Origin of the sequence: uncultured Rhodoblastus sp. (genome assembly GCF_903903185.1) — a bacterium.
Classification (GTDB): Bacteria; Pseudomonadota; Alphaproteobacteria; order Rhizobiales; family Beijerinckiaceae; genus Rhodoblastus.
In genome coordinates this window covers 1-13,754 of record NZ_CAIUXT010000177.1, presented here as the reverse complement: position 1 = coordinate 13,754, position 13,754 = coordinate 1, and the positions used below count along the sequence as shown (strand labels likewise).

15 protein-coding genes are annotated in these 13,754 nt (G+C 62.5%); 5 read left to right on the top strand and 10 right to left on the bottom strand.

Annotated elements, in window-relative coordinates:
- The first annotated feature begins 224 nt into the window (after positions 1-224).
- Positions 225-920 carry a Crp/Fnr family transcriptional regulator gene (locus QZY01_RS16375; protein ID WP_294539173.1) on the top strand — a complete coding sequence of 232 codons (696 nt, stop codon included), beginning with the start codon at positions 225-227 and terminating at the stop codon, positions 918-920.
- 579 nt (positions 921-1,499) lie between these two features.
- Here the strand turns inward: QZY01_RS16375 and QZY01_RS16370 are convergent.
- From QZY01_RS16370 to QZY01_RS16340, 7 genes are all read right to left on the bottom strand, one after another.
- Positions 1,500-1,991 (bottom strand): GNAT family N-acetyltransferase, encoded by a 492-nt coding sequence (locus QZY01_RS16370; protein ID WP_294539170.1) that lies wholly within the window; start codon positions 1,989-1,991, stop codon positions 1,500-1,502.
- Positions 1,988-2,278, bottom strand: coding sequence for a DUF1778 domain-containing protein (locus tag QZY01_RS16365; protein ID WP_294539167.1), 291 nt, complete (start codon positions 2,276-2,278; stop codon positions 1,988-1,990). The genes QZY01_RS16370 and QZY01_RS16365 overlap by 4 nt, the downstream gene beginning before the upstream one ends.
- Positions 2,279-2,390: 112 nt before the next feature.
- Positions 2,391-2,798, bottom strand: a complete 408-nt coding sequence (locus QZY01_RS16360; RefSeq protein WP_294539162.1) for a hypothetical protein — start codon at positions 2,796-2,798, stop codon at positions 2,391-2,393.
- Positions 2,795-2,944, bottom strand: coding sequence for a hypothetical protein (locus QZY01_RS16355; protein WP_294539160.1), 150 nt, complete (start codon positions 2,942-2,944; stop codon positions 2,795-2,797). The genes QZY01_RS16360 and QZY01_RS16355 overlap by 4 nt, the downstream gene beginning before the upstream one ends.
- A 12-nt stretch (positions 2,945-2,956) precedes the next feature.
- Positions 2,957-4,099 carry an ABC transporter permease gene (locus QZY01_RS16350; RefSeq protein ID WP_294539157.1) on the bottom strand — a complete coding sequence of 381 codons (1,143 nt, stop codon included), beginning with the start codon at positions 4,097-4,099 and terminating at the stop codon, positions 2,957-2,959.
- 1 nt (position 4,100) lies between these two features.
- A complete protein-coding gene (gene rbbA, locus QZY01_RS16345) occupies positions 4,101-6,815 on the bottom strand; it encodes a ribosome-associated ATPase/putative transporter RbbA (RefSeq protein WP_294539153.1) in 2,715 nt (904 codons plus the stop codon).
- Complete coding sequence (locus QZY01_RS16340) at positions 6,812-7,849, bottom strand: HlyD family efflux transporter periplasmic adaptor subunit (protein ID WP_294539150.1); 1,038 nt, start codon at positions 7,847-7,849, stop codon at positions 6,812-6,814. The genes rbbA and QZY01_RS16340 overlap by 4 nt, the downstream gene beginning before the upstream one ends.
- Before the next feature lie 148 nt (positions 7,850-7,997).
- On the opposite strand from QZY01_RS16340, the gene QZY01_RS16335 reads away from it, so the two are divergent.
- Together QZY01_RS16335 and QZY01_RS16330 are read left to right on the top strand one after the other, a co-directional pair.
- Positions 7,998-8,600, top strand: a complete 603-nt coding sequence (locus QZY01_RS16335; RefSeq protein ID WP_294539147.1) for a TetR/AcrR family transcriptional regulator — start codon at positions 7,998-8,000, stop codon at positions 8,598-8,600.
- 68 nt (positions 8,601-8,668) lie between these two features.
- Complete coding sequence (locus tag QZY01_RS16330; RefSeq protein ID WP_294539144.1) at positions 8,669-9,073, top strand: hypothetical protein; 405 nt, start codon at positions 8,669-8,671, stop codon at positions 9,071-9,073.
- Here the strand turns inward: QZY01_RS16330 and QZY01_RS16325 are convergent.
- Both QZY01_RS16325 and QZY01_RS16320 read right to left on the bottom strand, forming a co-directional pair.
- Positions 9,068-9,622: a hypothetical protein gene (locus tag QZY01_RS16325; RefSeq protein WP_294539141.1), complete on the bottom strand. Its 555-nt coding sequence runs from the start codon at positions 9,620-9,622 to the stop codon at positions 9,068-9,070. The genes QZY01_RS16330 and QZY01_RS16325 overlap by 6 nt on opposite strands.
- Positions 9,623-10,151: 529 nt before the next feature.
- Positions 10,152-11,165: a L,D-transpeptidase family protein gene (locus QZY01_RS16320; RefSeq protein ID WP_294539139.1), complete on the bottom strand. Its 1,014-nt coding sequence runs from the start codon at positions 11,163-11,165 to the stop codon at positions 10,152-10,154.
- A 247-nt stretch (positions 11,166-11,412) separates the two neighbouring features.
- Here QZY01_RS16320 and QZY01_RS16315 point away from each other — a divergent pair, with 247 nt between their 5' ends.
- Complete coding sequence (locus QZY01_RS16315) at positions 11,413-11,910, top strand: hypothetical protein (protein ID WP_294539136.1); 498 nt, start codon at positions 11,413-11,415, stop codon at positions 11,908-11,910.
- Between the two features lie 67 nt (positions 11,911-11,977).
- Entirely contained in the window at positions 11,978-12,682 is a 705-nt protein-coding gene (locus QZY01_RS16310) for an SH3 domain-containing protein (RefSeq protein ID WP_294539133.1), read from the top strand.
- Positions 12,683-12,811: 129 nt separating this feature from the next.
- On the opposite strand, the gene QZY01_RS16305 is transcribed toward QZY01_RS16310, so the two are convergent.
- Positions 12,812-13,690 (bottom strand): ketopantoate reductase family protein, encoded by an 879-nt coding sequence (locus QZY01_RS16305; RefSeq protein WP_342394905.1) that lies wholly within the window; start codon positions 13,688-13,690, stop codon positions 12,812-12,814.
- Between the last annotated feature and the right edge of the window lie 64 nt (positions 13,691-13,754).

The window sequence follows — 13,754 nt, the reverse complement described above, 5'->3', positions numbered from 1 at the left end:
CACGATTTGGTCGCAAAACGACCATTCCTTGAGCCGGCTTTCACGGACCGATGGTCATGCGGCGGCAGCCGACATTGGCAAAAGTGGTTGTTGTCGGATCGCTCGCGCTCCAAAAATCGTTTTCCTCCGCGAAGCTAACATGTAATCAATATTTCCTGTGCCCAATTTTGGGTCTTGAAGGCCCGCTCGGCGGAAAAAGTTGAAGTTGCTTCAGAGGTTTTGACATGGATCGAGAAGAGGGCATGCGCATCCTCTCCACGCGCGGCTGGCTCGGCGCCGCGCCCGCCGATTTCGGGCAGTCCATATTGTCGCGCAGCAGCTGGGAGCGCCTTGAGGCTGGCGCCCTGATCCAGACCGGCGGCGAAGCGGAGGGCGAGTTGATCGGGCTGGCGGACGGCATCGTCGAAATGAGGTCGGTTGTCGGCCGCCCGGACACGCCGCTCATGCATTTGGGGCATCCTGTTCTGTGGTTAGGCTACGGTCCGATCGCGTTCGATCGCCCCCGGCCGACCGCGGCCAGCGCCCGAACGCCGGTCTGGCTGGCGCGCATTTCCCAGGCCGATGTGAAAAAAGCTCTGTCGGCGCGGCCGGAGTGGTGGCGCCACTTCATCAAGCCCGCAATCGCCAACGGCGACATTGCCCTCATCGCAGCCGCCGACCTGCTGATCCGGGACAATGAGCGGCGCTGCGCGGCGGTGCTGCTGCGGCTGAGCGGGCGCCGTTTCGCCGGTCCCAAAGACTCGAAGCCGGTCGATGTTCCAATCATGCAGGATGAACTGGCGGGCGCGGCCAACCTGTCGCGCAATTCCGCTGGCACAATGCTGAAACGAATGGCGGCGCGCGGGCTGGTCGAACTGGGTCATCGCGGGAAAATCGTTTGCTTCCCGGCAGCGTTGCGCGCTTTCGTCGAACAGGGGTAAAGCCTCGGCGATTAAGGCGTGGGGCCGCCGCGCCGTCAAATCGAACTTCCGCTTTCCTTCACGGTCCGCGGATACCCAGAGCCGAGTCGAATTCCCGCTTGTGGCGCCGAGCTGGCGGCCAACCGTCAATTCGAGCGGCCGCTATCTGCGGTTTGGAGCTTCAGCGCCGCGAGGACCGGCGCCGCAAATCGATCGAACCGATGATTCCGACTGCTTTCTTGAGGACAGCGGTCGTCGAAAGAGCAGCCTGACCGGGGAGTTTTGACCCGAAGGCGACATCCGCCGATCTCGCCGCAACAGTTTGGGTGCTGTGAAAGCGGAAGTTCCTCGGTTCGGAGCCGCTTTTGCCTTCTCTTTTGGATGACTTGCCGCGCTCTCAGGTTACTGTAATGTAAAGAGTGAAGGACGAAAGGGCGTTTTCAAGCGAAGTAGACCCGGTTCGCGTGAAGAAAACGTGTAAAAACAAGAGCGGCTTATCCCGTTGTCTCCGGCGGATCTAAATGTGGGGTGGCGGTCTGTAACATTTTAAGTAGCTTTTAGGCGGGTTGAGGCGGTTCGAGTGCCGTTTGTGGCTGGTGATTACAGCCGTTTCAGGTCTTTGATGAGCGCGAACAGGTGGAGCGGGTCGGTCGGTGATTCCATGAAATCAAAACGCTGGTAAAAGGCGTGCGCCCGTTCGTTTTTGGCATGCACGGCCAGCGCGCGGATGCCGGCGATGTCGGCGGCGGCCAGCGTGCGCAGGATAGCATTGCGCAGTAGATCTGCGCCGAGGCCCTTGCCTTGCCAGTCCACGCTGACGCCGAGGCGGGCCAGGAGCATGATCGGCAGAGGATGGCGGGCAAGGCCCTTGGTTAACCGTTCCGGAGCGTCGTCATAGCGGACTTCGCCGACAACAAGTGTATAGAAGCCGATGACGGCCTCGTCCGCGAGACCGACATAGGTTTGCGAGGCGTTCGCCTGCTGATTGGAAAGGGCGAAACGGGCAAGGAAGCGGTTTAGCGGCTCCTCGCCGCAGTCAAACGCATCGACGGCATGATGGCGGTGGAGCTTTTCGATACGGAACTGCGTCATGCGGGCTCGCCGCTGGAAAAGATGCCAGGCTTGTTCATCAGCGCGCGCAGGTGGGGCATGTCACGTGGCGGATTGTCGAGAGCCGTGACGAAAGCTTGCCATTTCTCTGGGGAGAGTTGGAAGACGCGGCGGTCGGCCAGCGCCTCTTCGGCGCGGCCGAGGGCGCTGGCGAGTACGAAATCGGATAGTGATCGGCGCTCGGCTTTTGCGGCGGCGGCAAGAGTGCGTTTGGCCTCTGGGGTGAGGCGGAGATCGAGTTTTTCGGTTCGGGATGAACGTGTGATCATGGCTATTCCTCTGTATTTTCATACTACTGCAATTTGTCAGACATTGTCATGACATTTTTTGCTGTAGATGAGAGACGGGATCCGCCGCGAGAAAGGCGATCACGGCGCGTGGTCAGGTAGCAAGCGTTGCCGGTGCGGAGATCGCTTGCGGCGTGATGTCTGGATAGCGTGTTTTGAGTATTTCAAACGCTGTGACTGGGTGATAACCGCAGGTATCGTCGTTGCTGTAATGACGCCCAGGTTCAGAAGCTTTGCAGGCGTTCCAGGTCTTGTCGTCAACGATAGTGAAGGCCGCGCGCTCGACGTGTCCATCGTAGAGCGCGATTTTGATGTCGTGTTTGTTAAGCAGGGTCTGCACGATTGCGTCTGACGGTTGGGCGTCGAATGTCGCGATCTGGTGTTCCATGAACGAACTTGGTCCATGGTCGGAGATCGAGCGAGATGGATCTTCGTGGTGGATATCTGAAGCGATGTGGGTCGGATTACCGCTTTTGGCGCGAAGCTGGCGGACAGCCGTCATTTCAAACGACCGCTGGCTGCGGTTCGCAGCTTCAGCGCCGCGGAGATCCGGGAGCAGGGAAAGGCATGTTCGGCGCGACAACCATGGTGGTCGATTAACCGCAATGAACAAGCGCCGGAATTGTCGATCGCTTCGAGATCAACCACTTGAACGTCTCGTCAAGGGGAAGCGCTGATCGCCCGGGCGAATCGCGCGCGGCACAGCAGGATGGTCGCGATGCCGATCGCCGCCATCGCCAGCATTTGCGGCCAGACGAGATCAACGCCCGCGCCCCGGTAAAGCACCGCCTGGGCGAAGGCGACGAACTGGGTGTTGGGCGTGAACTGCATGAAGGTCTGCAGCCAGCCGGGCATGGTTTCGAGCGGCGTCGTGGCGCCCGAAAGCAGGTAGAGAATGATGATCACCGGCATGGCGAGCAGTCCGAATTGCGGCATGGTGCGGGCGTAGGTGGCCAGCAGCAGTCCGAGCGCCGTGACCGAGACCATGAACAGGATCGCGCCGGTGATGAACAGGGGCATGGAACCCGCGATGGGCACGCCCAGCGCCCCTCGGACGACGATCTGGAGCGAAAGGATCGAGGCGGCGACGATCACCGCGCCATTGGCGACGATTTTCGCCAGCATGATTTCCATCGGCGTGACCGGCATGACCAGCAAATGTTCGATCGTGCCGTGCTCGCGCTCGCGGATCAGCGCGGCGCCGGTCAGGATGATCGAGAGTATCGCGATATTGTTGATGACCTGCATCACCGAGGTGAACCAGACGGTATGCAGGTCGGGATTGAATTTCTCCCGCACGACCAGATTGACCGGCTGTTCGGCGACGCCGGAGCCCCCGGTCAGGAAGGATGACGCCTCCTGCAAAACGATTTTCTGGATGTCCACGGCGCCATTGCCGGCAAGCGCCATGGCGGTGGCGTCGACATTGATCTGGATCGATGGCTTTTTGCCCGACAGCAGGTCGGACTCGAATTTTGGCGGGATTTCGATCACGAAGACATAGCGGCCGCGATTCATGCCGGGGTCGATCTCCTGGACGGAAATCGGCTCCGCCGAACGGAACAAAGGCGGCAGCAGCGCGCCGGCGATCCGCCGCGACAGTTCGGAACGATCCTCGTCGACCACGGCCACTCGCGCGGATTCGACTTCGAGCTTGGCGCCGGAGGCGATCTGCCAGACCGCCAGGCTGAAAACATAGACGATGAAGGCGATCAGGACCGGATCGGCGAACAGGCTGCGCAACTCCTTGACGCTCAGCAGGCGGATCCTTTTGATCGTCGCAAAATCGATCGGGGGGCGCATGTCAGCGCTCCTGCTTTTGCAGCGCCGCGACGGCGCAGATCAGATAGGCCAGACTGAACAGGACCAAGGCCGCGAGGTCTGGCGCGAGCGTCGGGAAGCCCAACCCCTTGGTGAAGGCGCCGACGCTGATCTCCTGAAACCAGCTCGACGGAAAGGCGAGCCCGACCCAGCGCCCCGAATCGGACAGGGAAGAGACGGGAATGAGCAGGCCGGAAAAATTCACCGTGGGCAGGATCGAGATGATCGCGGCGATGAACGTCGCCGCGACTTGGGTGCTGACAAAGGAGGAAAGCAGGATGCCAAGCGACGTCGTGGCGAAAATATAAAGCAGCGCGCCGAGAACCAGCGCCGGCGCCGATCCGCGCACCGGCAGACCGAACAGGACGATCGCCGTCGCGAGCAGCAGCAGGAAACTGAGGAAGGACAAGAGGACATAGGGGGCCTGCTTGCCCAGCAGGAATTCCGTCCGCGTCACCGGCGTTGAGCGAAAATTGGCGATGGAGCCGACTTCCTTTTCCCGCACCACGCCCACGGCGGTCAGCATGGTGGGAATCAGCATCAGGATCAGCATGATGACGCCGGGTATGATCGAATAGACGCTCTTGAAGGCCTGGTTGTAGCGGAAGCGCGTCTCGATATTGATCGGCGACGCGACCGAGACGAGATTGCGCCGGCGATATTGTTCGGCCAGATAGACTTTCGAAATGCCGTCGATATAGGAGCGGATGGTTTCGCCGCGAAAGGGCATGGCGCCGTCGATCCAGACCGCGACTTCGGGCGACTTGCCTGCGACCAGATCCTTGCCGAAACCCGCGGGGATTTCGACGGCCAGTTTCAATTCGCCGCTGGCCAGCCGTCGTTCGAGATCGGTTTCGGAGGCGATGTCGCGTTTCTGCGCGAAATAGCGCGAGCCGGCGAAATTTTCGAGCAATTCGCGGCTCTCCAGCGAATTGTCCTGATCGAAGGCGGCGAAGCTCAGGTTCTCGACGTCGAATGAAATGCCATAGCCGAAGGTCAGCAGCAGCAGGACGGGAGCGAGAATGGCGAAGCCGAGACGCAGGCGGTCGCGCAGGATTTCCATGGTTTCGCGCCGGGCATAGGCCCAGAGCCGGGCCGGGTCGAACGCCTTCGGCTTGCCGCCTTTCGGCGGCGCGCCGTCGCGAAATTCCGCCTCGCCGATAGTCTGGGGCCCCTCCGCCGTTTCGAGACGGGCGATGAAGGCCTGTTCGAGATTGGCCTTGCCGCTTTGCGCGACCAACTCGGCAGGTGCGCCGATGGCCAGCACCTTGCCGGCGTGCATCAGCGAGATGCGGTCGCAGCGCTCGGCCTCGTTCATGAAATGGGTCGAGATGAAAATGGTGACGCCGTCCTCGCGTGACAGCGCGATCAGCAGGCGCCAGAAATTATCCCGCGCGATGGGATCGACGCCGGAAGTCGGCTCGTCGAGGATCAGCATATCCGGGCGATGGATGACCGCCACGGCGAGCTGGAGGCGCTGCTTCATGCCGAGCGGCAGGCTTTCGGGACGCGAGTCCGCGACCCCCGCCAGATCGAACCGCTTCAGCATTTCCTCGATGCGCGGACCCACCTCCTTGTCTGGCAGGTCGAATAATTCGGCGTGCAGGCGCAGGTTCTGCCGCACCGTCAGCTCGCTGTAGAGCGAAAAGCCCTGCGACATGTAGCCGACGCGCCGGCGCGTCGCCAGATCCCCCGCGTCCAGCGTCTGGCCAAACAGCAGGGCCCGGCCTTCGCTCGGTTTCAGCAGGCCGGTCAGCATTTTCATCGTGGTCGATTTGCCGCAGCCGTTCGAGCCGAGGAAGCCGAAGATCTCGCCGCGCCGGATCTTGAAACTGACGTGATCGACGGCGGTGAAATCGCCGAAGCGGCAGGTGAGGTTTTCGGCTTCGATCGCCGGCGCGCCATCGTCGGGCGGCAAAGGCGGCAGCACGATCGGCTGGTGATCGGCCTGCGCTTCGGCCGGCAGCAGCGAGATGAAGGCGGCGTCGAGCGTCGGCTGGCCGGTTCGTGCGCGCAATTCGGCCGGCGCCCCGGCGCCGATGACTTTCCCGTCATTGAGCGCGGCCAGCCAGTCGAAGCGCTCGGCCTCCTCCATATAGGCGGTGGCGACGATCACGCTCATGTGGGCGCGACGCGCGCGAATCCGGTCGATCAGCTCCCAGAACTGCCGCCGCGACAACGGATCGACGCCCGTGGTCGGCTCGTCGAGGATCAACAGGTCGGGGTCGTGGATCAGGGCGCAACACAGCGACAATTTCTGCTTCATGCCGCCCGACAATTGCGCGGCGGGACGATCCGCGAAGGGCGCGAGCCCGGTCGCCGCAAGCAGTTCGGCGATGCGCGCGGCGCGCTCCGGCGCGCCCTGGCCGAACAGGCGGCCGAAAAAGTCGATGTTTTCGAACACCGAGAGCGTCGGATAGAGATTGCGGCCGAGGCCTTGCGGCATATAGGCGATGCGGGCGGCGCAGGCGGCGCGATGGCCCGCATCGCGCATGTCGCCGCCGAGCGCCATCACCTCGCCGGTCTGGATGCGGCGCACCCCTGCGACGAGGGCCAGCAGGGTGGATTTGCCGACCCCGTCCGGTCCGATCAAGCCGATCCTTTTTCCGGCAGGAAGCTCCAGGCTCACGTCGTCCAGCGCCCGCACGCGGCCATAAAGATGCGTGACGCGGTCGAGCCGGGCGACGGCGCCGGTCATTGCGGCAGCTTCACCGCAAGGAAGTCGGGCCAGGCTTTCAACGGATCGGCGCGCAGGAAGCCGACGCCGCGCACGCCGGTCTTGACCTCGTTCTCGTATTTTTTGAGCAGGTCGGGCGGCAGCGTCAGCTTGACGCGAAACATCAGCTTTTCGCGCTCTTCCCTGGTCTCGACGGTCTTGGGCGTGAACTGCGCCTCGCTGGCGACGAAGGAGACCTTGGCCGGGATCACGTAATCGGGAATGGCGTCAAGGACCAGACGCGCGTCATCGTTATAGGCCAGCCGCGCGGCGACGGCCGAAGGGACGAAGACGGTCATGTAGACATCGGTCAGGTCGATCAGCGTCAGCACGCGCGAGCCCGCGCCCAACACTTCGCCGCCCTGGGCGAGCTTGTATTCGATGCGGCCCCGGCGCGGCGCCTTGAGCTGCATGTCGTCGAGATCGGACTGGAGGCGCACGATATCCGCCTTGGTGGCGTCGATGGCCGCGATGGAATCGTTCAGGCTCGCCTGCGCGGCGTTCAACGCGGCCTCGGCCACCAATATGACCGAGCGGCGCTGGTCGAGCAGTTCGGTGGTCGCGAAACCCTTGGCGTGCAGCGCCTCGACGCGCTGCAGCTCCTGTTCGGCGAGGCGGTGCTCGCTCTGGCGCTGGGCGATCACCGCCTCCGCGAGCGCCCTGGCCTGTTCCGCGCGGCGCTCCAGCGCCTGCGCGCCCTGCATTTGCGCCTGCAACTCCGAAACGTCCATGCGGACCAGAATATGGCCCTGATCGACCAGATCGCCTTCCTTGACCAGCACCTCGGCGATGCGGCCGGGGAATTTTGTCGCGATCTCCACCTGCTCGGATTCGAGCCGGCCATCGGCGCTGACGAAACCGTCCGGCAGGCGATTGGGCTGAAACCTGCGCAGCAGCGCCTGAAAAGCCTCCTCGCCGCTCACGGCGAGGGCGGGCGGCGCGACCGCGCAGATCGCGACGGCGAGGCCCAGGCCGAAGGCGAAGGGGAGGAAGAGCCGAAGTCCGCCGGGTCGCATCGCCGTCCCATCCGTTCGAAACAATGTCTCGCCGCCATCCCCCGGGGATCTCGCGGCAAATCCATTTGCATTTTATACAAATTGAGGCAAAATTGAACAAAAATGTTCAATCCTCTCGTTCGCGGCGGCGGACAGGCTTGGAGGAGGCGTGAACGGCGCTCAAGGTTCGCAACGGCAGATTTTCCGAGCGGCGATGAAGCTTTTCGCCGAGCGCGGCGACGTGCATGTGACGGTGTCCGAACTGGCGCAGGCGGCGGGCGTCGCGCGCGGAACGATCTATAATAATCTCGGCGACCTGCGCGGCCTGTTCGACATTGTCGCGGCGCAACTCGCCGCCGAACTCAACGAACGCCTTGTCGACGCGCTGGGCGGCGTCGACGATCCGGCCCTGCGCATGGCGACAGGACTGCGGCTGTGCCTGCGCCGGGCGCATGAGCAGCCGCAATGGGGACGCTTTCTTTGCCGCTTCGGCTGCAGCTCCGCGGCCTTGCGGGAGGTGTGGCGCGGCCAGCCTTTTAACGACCTCCGCGACGGGCTGGAGTTGGGACGCTACAGGTTTCGCGAAAGCCAGATGGAGACCGTCGTCAGCTTCGTTTCCGGGGCGACGATCGGCGCGATGGTCACGATTCTCGACGGCGCGAAGACATGGCGCGAAGCCGGTTCGGACGTCGCGGAATTCATTCTCGTCGCCCTTGGGGTCGATCGAGAGGAAGCGCGGGCAATAGCGTTTTCTGCATTGCCCGCAGAATGAGAGGAGGCGGAGAGCGCCGGCGCCGTTTGTCACGCAAAAGCTGAACGCCGCTGAAAAGCTTGAGGCCAATGCGCGCGAGCGACGCAACTACCGCGTTTAGGCGCGCCAGTAACTTCGAATTTGCATCGAGTGACGCACCGGCGATCAATCCAATCGCGGGACGTCCGTTTTCTTCCGACGACGCTATCGGTCATTTCAACAGCCCGGCGGCCGGTTCTGGCGCCAAGCCGGCGACCGGACGTCGTTTCGAGCGGCCGCTATCTGTGTTTGTCAGCGATCTTTCATCGCTTCGTGTTCGGCGCTTAAAGATGTGCGCACGTCCGAAATCGACCGACCGCGCGACGGATCGGCCTTCAAGGCATCAATTGTCGGCAAGATTTCCTGCCGCAACCAGTTTTCTACAGCCTTGTCTCGCGCGGGCAACGCGCGCAGGGCATGGCGTGTTGATCGGCGTCAACGTTTCGAAATCATGACTCCTGCATCCTTTTTTGATGCCGTTCTTTCTTCTCTTCCATCTCAGCTTCGAACCTGCCGTCAGCCAAGAGGTCGCCGATCCGCTGGCTCACGGCATCAATTGTCTCAAGAATCCTGTCAATTATCTGTTGCACAGTCCGAGTCTGTGGTGATCCGTCTTCCAGCTTATCGAGTCCCGATCCGATAACGTTAGGCAGGATGGCAGCAGTGTTAAAGGCAACGGATAGTGTCGGCGGAATGACATCCTTGTAAATGGCGTCCATGCGCAACGCGATCCCCAGCTTTGGCAATTCCACCTTTGCATCCAAGGCCCGGATGCTCTTTTCCACCCATTCGCCGGCATCATCTCGCCACCAGAGCATAACCAGAGGCTCAAGCGATTCGACCACGATGATGTGATCGACCTCGGCCGTGCGCCTGTGTTCAGACCACCTTGAAAACGCAGCCAAGTCAAGGTTATCAGGCGAAAACACCTCGATGCGGAGGCTCGGAAAGCTACCAGGCAACGCCGCTTTTATGTTTTTGAGGATGGTGTCACGAGCGCGCATTCCCGTATCTCCATCTGGGCAATGCGGCCCGGCGCTGCCGAGATCTGATCCCAGCCCTCACGATACAAGACATTCCAGGATTTGTCACAGGACCGAAATGCCGGAGGTCTGCTTTCCTGCGACCGAGCGGGTTGATTGGACCGAGCCGTATTTCCGGACCTGGCGCCCAGCCGTCGTTCTTGGTCGCCGGCGAACGGCGCCTTTAAAGAGGAACGGCGCCGGTAAAGTCTACCGCAGGCTTCCGGTGGAGCGCGGCCTTTGTCCGAAGGGGAAGTTTTGAACCGGGGCGGCTTGTCGCGCGTGGAACTGTCACCGGCTCGAACCGGCGTAAAGTTGCCTGCGGCCTAACAGTCCGCTTTTTTGATCGAAAGCTGCGACGCATGTCCCAAAACCCGTATAATGCATCGCCCTGCCACAGAAGCTGGGCGGCTTTGCCGCGGGCGGGGCCCTCTCCTGAAAAAAACCGTCGGACCGTCGGGGACCCGCAGCCTTCGTTTCATGCATCAAGGTGAGCGAAGCAGATAAAAACTCAGTCGGCTCCCGTCAGCACCGCGAGATTGGCGCCGGTGGTGTGTTTGTTGATGCGGGCCATCGTCACCAGCACCGTCGTTCCCGGCACGACCAGCGGCGCCACCTGCGCCTGGAATCCCGTCGGCATGTGGATGAGGCTCAGCAGGTCGGAGCTGACCGGAAGATTGGCCTCGTCGGCATGGCCGGCGACGCCGACCAGAACCCATTGCCGCGCTCCGTTGGCGGCCTCCACCATCGTCATGACATGTGTTCCCAGCGACCCGACATCGACCGCGACTTTCGCTCGTCCGATCTCGACGCCGTTGCGCATCACCACCAGTCGCTGGTCGGAGACGCTCAGGATGAAGGCGACCGGCCCCTCGGGCGCCAGTTCGGGACGCCAGCGATAGGACTCGCCGACAGCCAGCGGGACATGCGGATCGTGCTTGCCGGATTGGTTGACCGGCGCCAGCACGCCCCCGAACACCTCGTCCGCTTTCATCCCGGCCCGGCCGGAAATGACGACCGTGGTGCTGTAAGTCGTCGAAGTGAAGAGCTTTTGCGCCAGGGCCAGAGGCAGGTGGACGCATCCGTGCGATTCGGGATAGCCCGGCAGGCCGCCCGCATGCAGCGCGACGCCGTCCTGCGTCAGCTTTTGCGTATAGGGCATTTTGGCGTTGTTATATTTGCTCGATCGGTGGTGGGCGTCCTTGGCCAGGATCGAGAACACGCCGGAGGGCGTCTCGTGCCCGCGCTTGCCGGTGGAAACCGTGGTGACGCCGATGCGCACGCCATTGCGATAGATCGTCGCCCGTTGCGTCGACAGGTCGACGACGATGCTGACCGGTCCCGAAGGCGCGATTTCGGGCGCCCAGACGAATTCGCCGGGCTTGAGCGCCAGCGCGTCGCGCGCAAAATCGAGCGGCGCCGATTGTTGCGCGCCCTGCGCCAGGGCCGGCGCACCCGACATCGACAGCGATACCCATAGCGCCAAGGCCGGCGGCGCCGATCTCATGTAATGGCCGATCTTCAAACGCAGAGTTCCCTTATCGCCATTTCGGCGCGACGCGCTTCGATTCGTTTCACGAAGATGCCAGAGAAAAGGATCGCGGCCAAGGCCGCGCCATCGTTCTTGAAAATGCGGGGGAAATTGCCCAAGCCGCCGGATTCAGGGCCTCTGACGCGAAAGTCCGACTTGTCATCGACATGGACCGGCTTTAGGCCTCGATGGTCTCGCCGTTGGCCAGGCGCTTCGTTGATCGGATCGACCGGAGAAAAGCGTGAAGCCGACCGTTTTCGTCCTGGCAAATATCCTCGCGCTGGCTATTGCCGGCGCGGCATCGGCGTCGACCGCGTCCCAGCGCGAATACAAGCGCGGCTATGCGGATTGCGCCGCCGGCCGCTACGATCAGGACCGGCACGGCGAATCCTACAAGAAAGGCTGCCGGGCCGCCGAAGACAAACAGGGCGGCGCTGGCGGAAACGCGAGCGCCGGCGCCGCGGCGGGCGGCTCGCTTCCCGCTTCGACCTCCGCCGCGGCCAAGCCGGTGAGTCCAGGCAATATGAAGGCCTATTGCCGCGGCGACGTCGCGGGCCTGACCGCAACCAAACCTTATTACGTGACGACCGGCAGGGTCGTGAAAGCCAAGAACGGCGCTAATTCGGTCAAGGCGACCGCCGATCTCGGCGCGCAAGGCAAGAAGCCGTTTGAATGCGAATTCGACGCCCGGGGAAATTTCCTGCACTCGAAGTCGCTGGTCGATGAAGGCAGACTCTGACGCGCCGGCCCCAAAACCAAAGGCGGCGTGCGTTCCGCCTATCGCTGCTGTTCCGGAGAGACCGATCATGTTCCGCTTTCGCCGCGCTTTCTTTGTCGCGTTCGTATTCGCCCTGCTGCCCGCCTTCGCGCTGGCGGGGTCCGACATCCGGACGCAGCGTGTCGACTTCAAGGACGGCCGCGCGACGATCAGGGGCGGCGTCACCGGCTATGCATCGATCGATCATGTCTTCCCCGCCGGCGCGGGCGAGTCGATCGAAGTCACCATCAAGTCCAGCAAGGCGAGCTATTTCAATATGAACCCGCCGGGCTCGGACGTGGCGATTTTCATCGGCTCCTCGGAAGGCTCCACCTTCAGCGGCGTCGCGCCGACCAGCGGCGATTATACGGCGCGCGTCTATCTGATGCGGAACGAAGCGCGCCGGGGGACGACCGCCCGATACACGCTGACAATCGCGGTTGGGCAAAAAAGCGCGGCAAAGGAAAAAGGCCCGGATTTCGCCGATGGTTTGTCCGGCGGCCCCGATTATTGGGAAGTGACCGGTATTGGCCCGGGCGACAGCCTGAGCCTGCGCCAGACGCCCTCGCCCAAGGGCCAACTCATCGCTTCATTTGCCAACGGAACCGCGCTGAAAAACCTCGGCTGCAAGATCAGTCGCGGGCAAAGGTGGTGCCAGGTCGAACAGGCGGAAAAGTCCGCGCGGCGAGGTTGGGTCAACGGGCGGTATCTGCGTGAGGGCAATGCAACTGGCGCAGCCGCCCCTGGGAGATAAAAGCTTCAAATGGCCGCCAACGCGACAGCGCGCCAGCCATCAATTTCTGAAAAAACGCCTCCAACCGGAGCGCCGACGCGTATCTGCTGAGTTCTTCAACACAATCAGCCGGTTGAAGTCGTTTCGCGCTCAAGCTTCTTGAGCCCCGGCTTCGCGCGCGCGTTTTGCTTCATAGGCCTTCGTGTGCCGGTAAGCGATCCGCAGCAAGGAACGCTCGGAGCCCGTTGCTTCGCCGCAGCGCAGTAGATCGCCGAGAATATGTTCGCATTCGGTCGGCTTGTTTGCTTCGATGTCGCGCAGCATCGAGGCCTTGATCGGCGATCCCCGCGCGGTCAGGATAGTTTTGGATCGCTCGACCGAGGCAGTTCTCGGTTCAAACCCGTTAGCCCCAGCGATCGCGGCGTTTTCCTCGAACAGGCCGAGGGCGAGGTCCGCGGCGCCCGCCGCGACAATGTCGCCGACCGCGGCGCGCATCAGGCAGGTGATCCCGGCCAAGGCGGCGCTGAAGATCCATTTCTCCCACATTTCCTGACGGATCACCGGAGAGGATTGCGAGTCGAAGCCCGCGTTGGCCAAGGCCGAGGCGATCGCTTCCATGCGTGCAGTTTCGGCGTCGTCCAGTTCGCCGAACACCAGGCTGTGCAGGTCGTTAAGGTGCCGGACGCGGCCTTCCTCGTCGAGCGCCGCCGAAATCTGGCACAAGCCGCCCAGACATTTTTCCGCGCCAAAGCGGTCGCCCAGCCGATCGAGATGACCCATGCCGTTGAGGATGGGCAGGATCGTGGTCTGGGGTCCGACGGCGGCCGCGAAGGAGGCCATGGCGCTGTCGAGGTCATAGGACTTGCAACTTAGGAGAACGAGGTCGAACGGTTCTTTCAGCTTCTCCGCCGTCGTGATCCGAGGCTTGGCCAGATGAAAGTCGCCATGGGAGCTTAGTACTACAGTTGCATATATTCGTATCGTTTGTAATGAGCGTTGGTCGCTTGGAGTTGGTGTTTGCGTCGCCAGACCGACCAGGCCAACGCGAATCGGCGGCCTTGAGAAGATTTCAGGATCAGCCGAGCGAGCAGAT

What these genes read in the sequence shown, in the direction of transcription:
- QZY01_RS16375 (WP_294539173.1), top strand. Translation starts at nt 225, where the DNA reads ATGGATCGAGAAGAGGGCATGCGCATCCTCTCCACGCGCGGCTGGCTC.
- QZY01_RS16370 (WP_294539170.1), bottom strand. Translation starts at nt 1,991, where the DNA reads ATGACGCAGTTCCGTATCGAAAAGCTCCACCGCCATCATGCCGTCGAT.
- QZY01_RS16365 (WP_294539167.1), bottom strand. Translation starts at nt 2,278, where the DNA reads ATGATCACACGTTCATCCCGAACCGAAAAACTCGATCTCCGCCTCACC.
- QZY01_RS16360 (WP_294539162.1), bottom strand. Translation starts at nt 2,798, where the DNA reads ATGACGGCTGTCCGCCAGCTTCGCGCCAAAAGCGGTAATCCGACCCAC.
- QZY01_RS16350 (WP_294539157.1), bottom strand. Translation starts at nt 4,099, where the DNA reads ATGCGCCCCCCGATCGATTTTGCGACGATCAAAAGGATCCGCCTGCTG.
- rbbA (WP_294539153.1), bottom strand. Translation starts at nt 6,815, where the DNA reads ATGACCGGCGCCGTCGCCCGGCTCGACCGCGTCACGCATCTTTATGGC.
- QZY01_RS16340 (WP_294539150.1), bottom strand. Translation starts at nt 7,849, where the DNA reads ATGCGACCCGGCGGACTTCGGCTCTTCCTCCCCTTCGCCTTCGGCCTG.
- QZY01_RS16330 (WP_294539144.1), top strand. Translation starts at nt 8,669, where the DNA reads ATGCGCGCGAGCGACGCAACTACCGCGTTTAGGCGCGCCAGTAACTTC.
- QZY01_RS16325 (WP_294539141.1), bottom strand. Translation starts at nt 9,622, where the DNA reads ATGCGCGCTCGTGACACCATCCTCAAAAACATAAAAGCGGCGTTGCCT.
- QZY01_RS16310 (WP_294539133.1), top strand. Translation starts at nt 11,978, where the DNA reads ATGTTCCGCTTTCGCCGCGCTTTCTTTGTCGCGTTCGTATTCGCCCTG.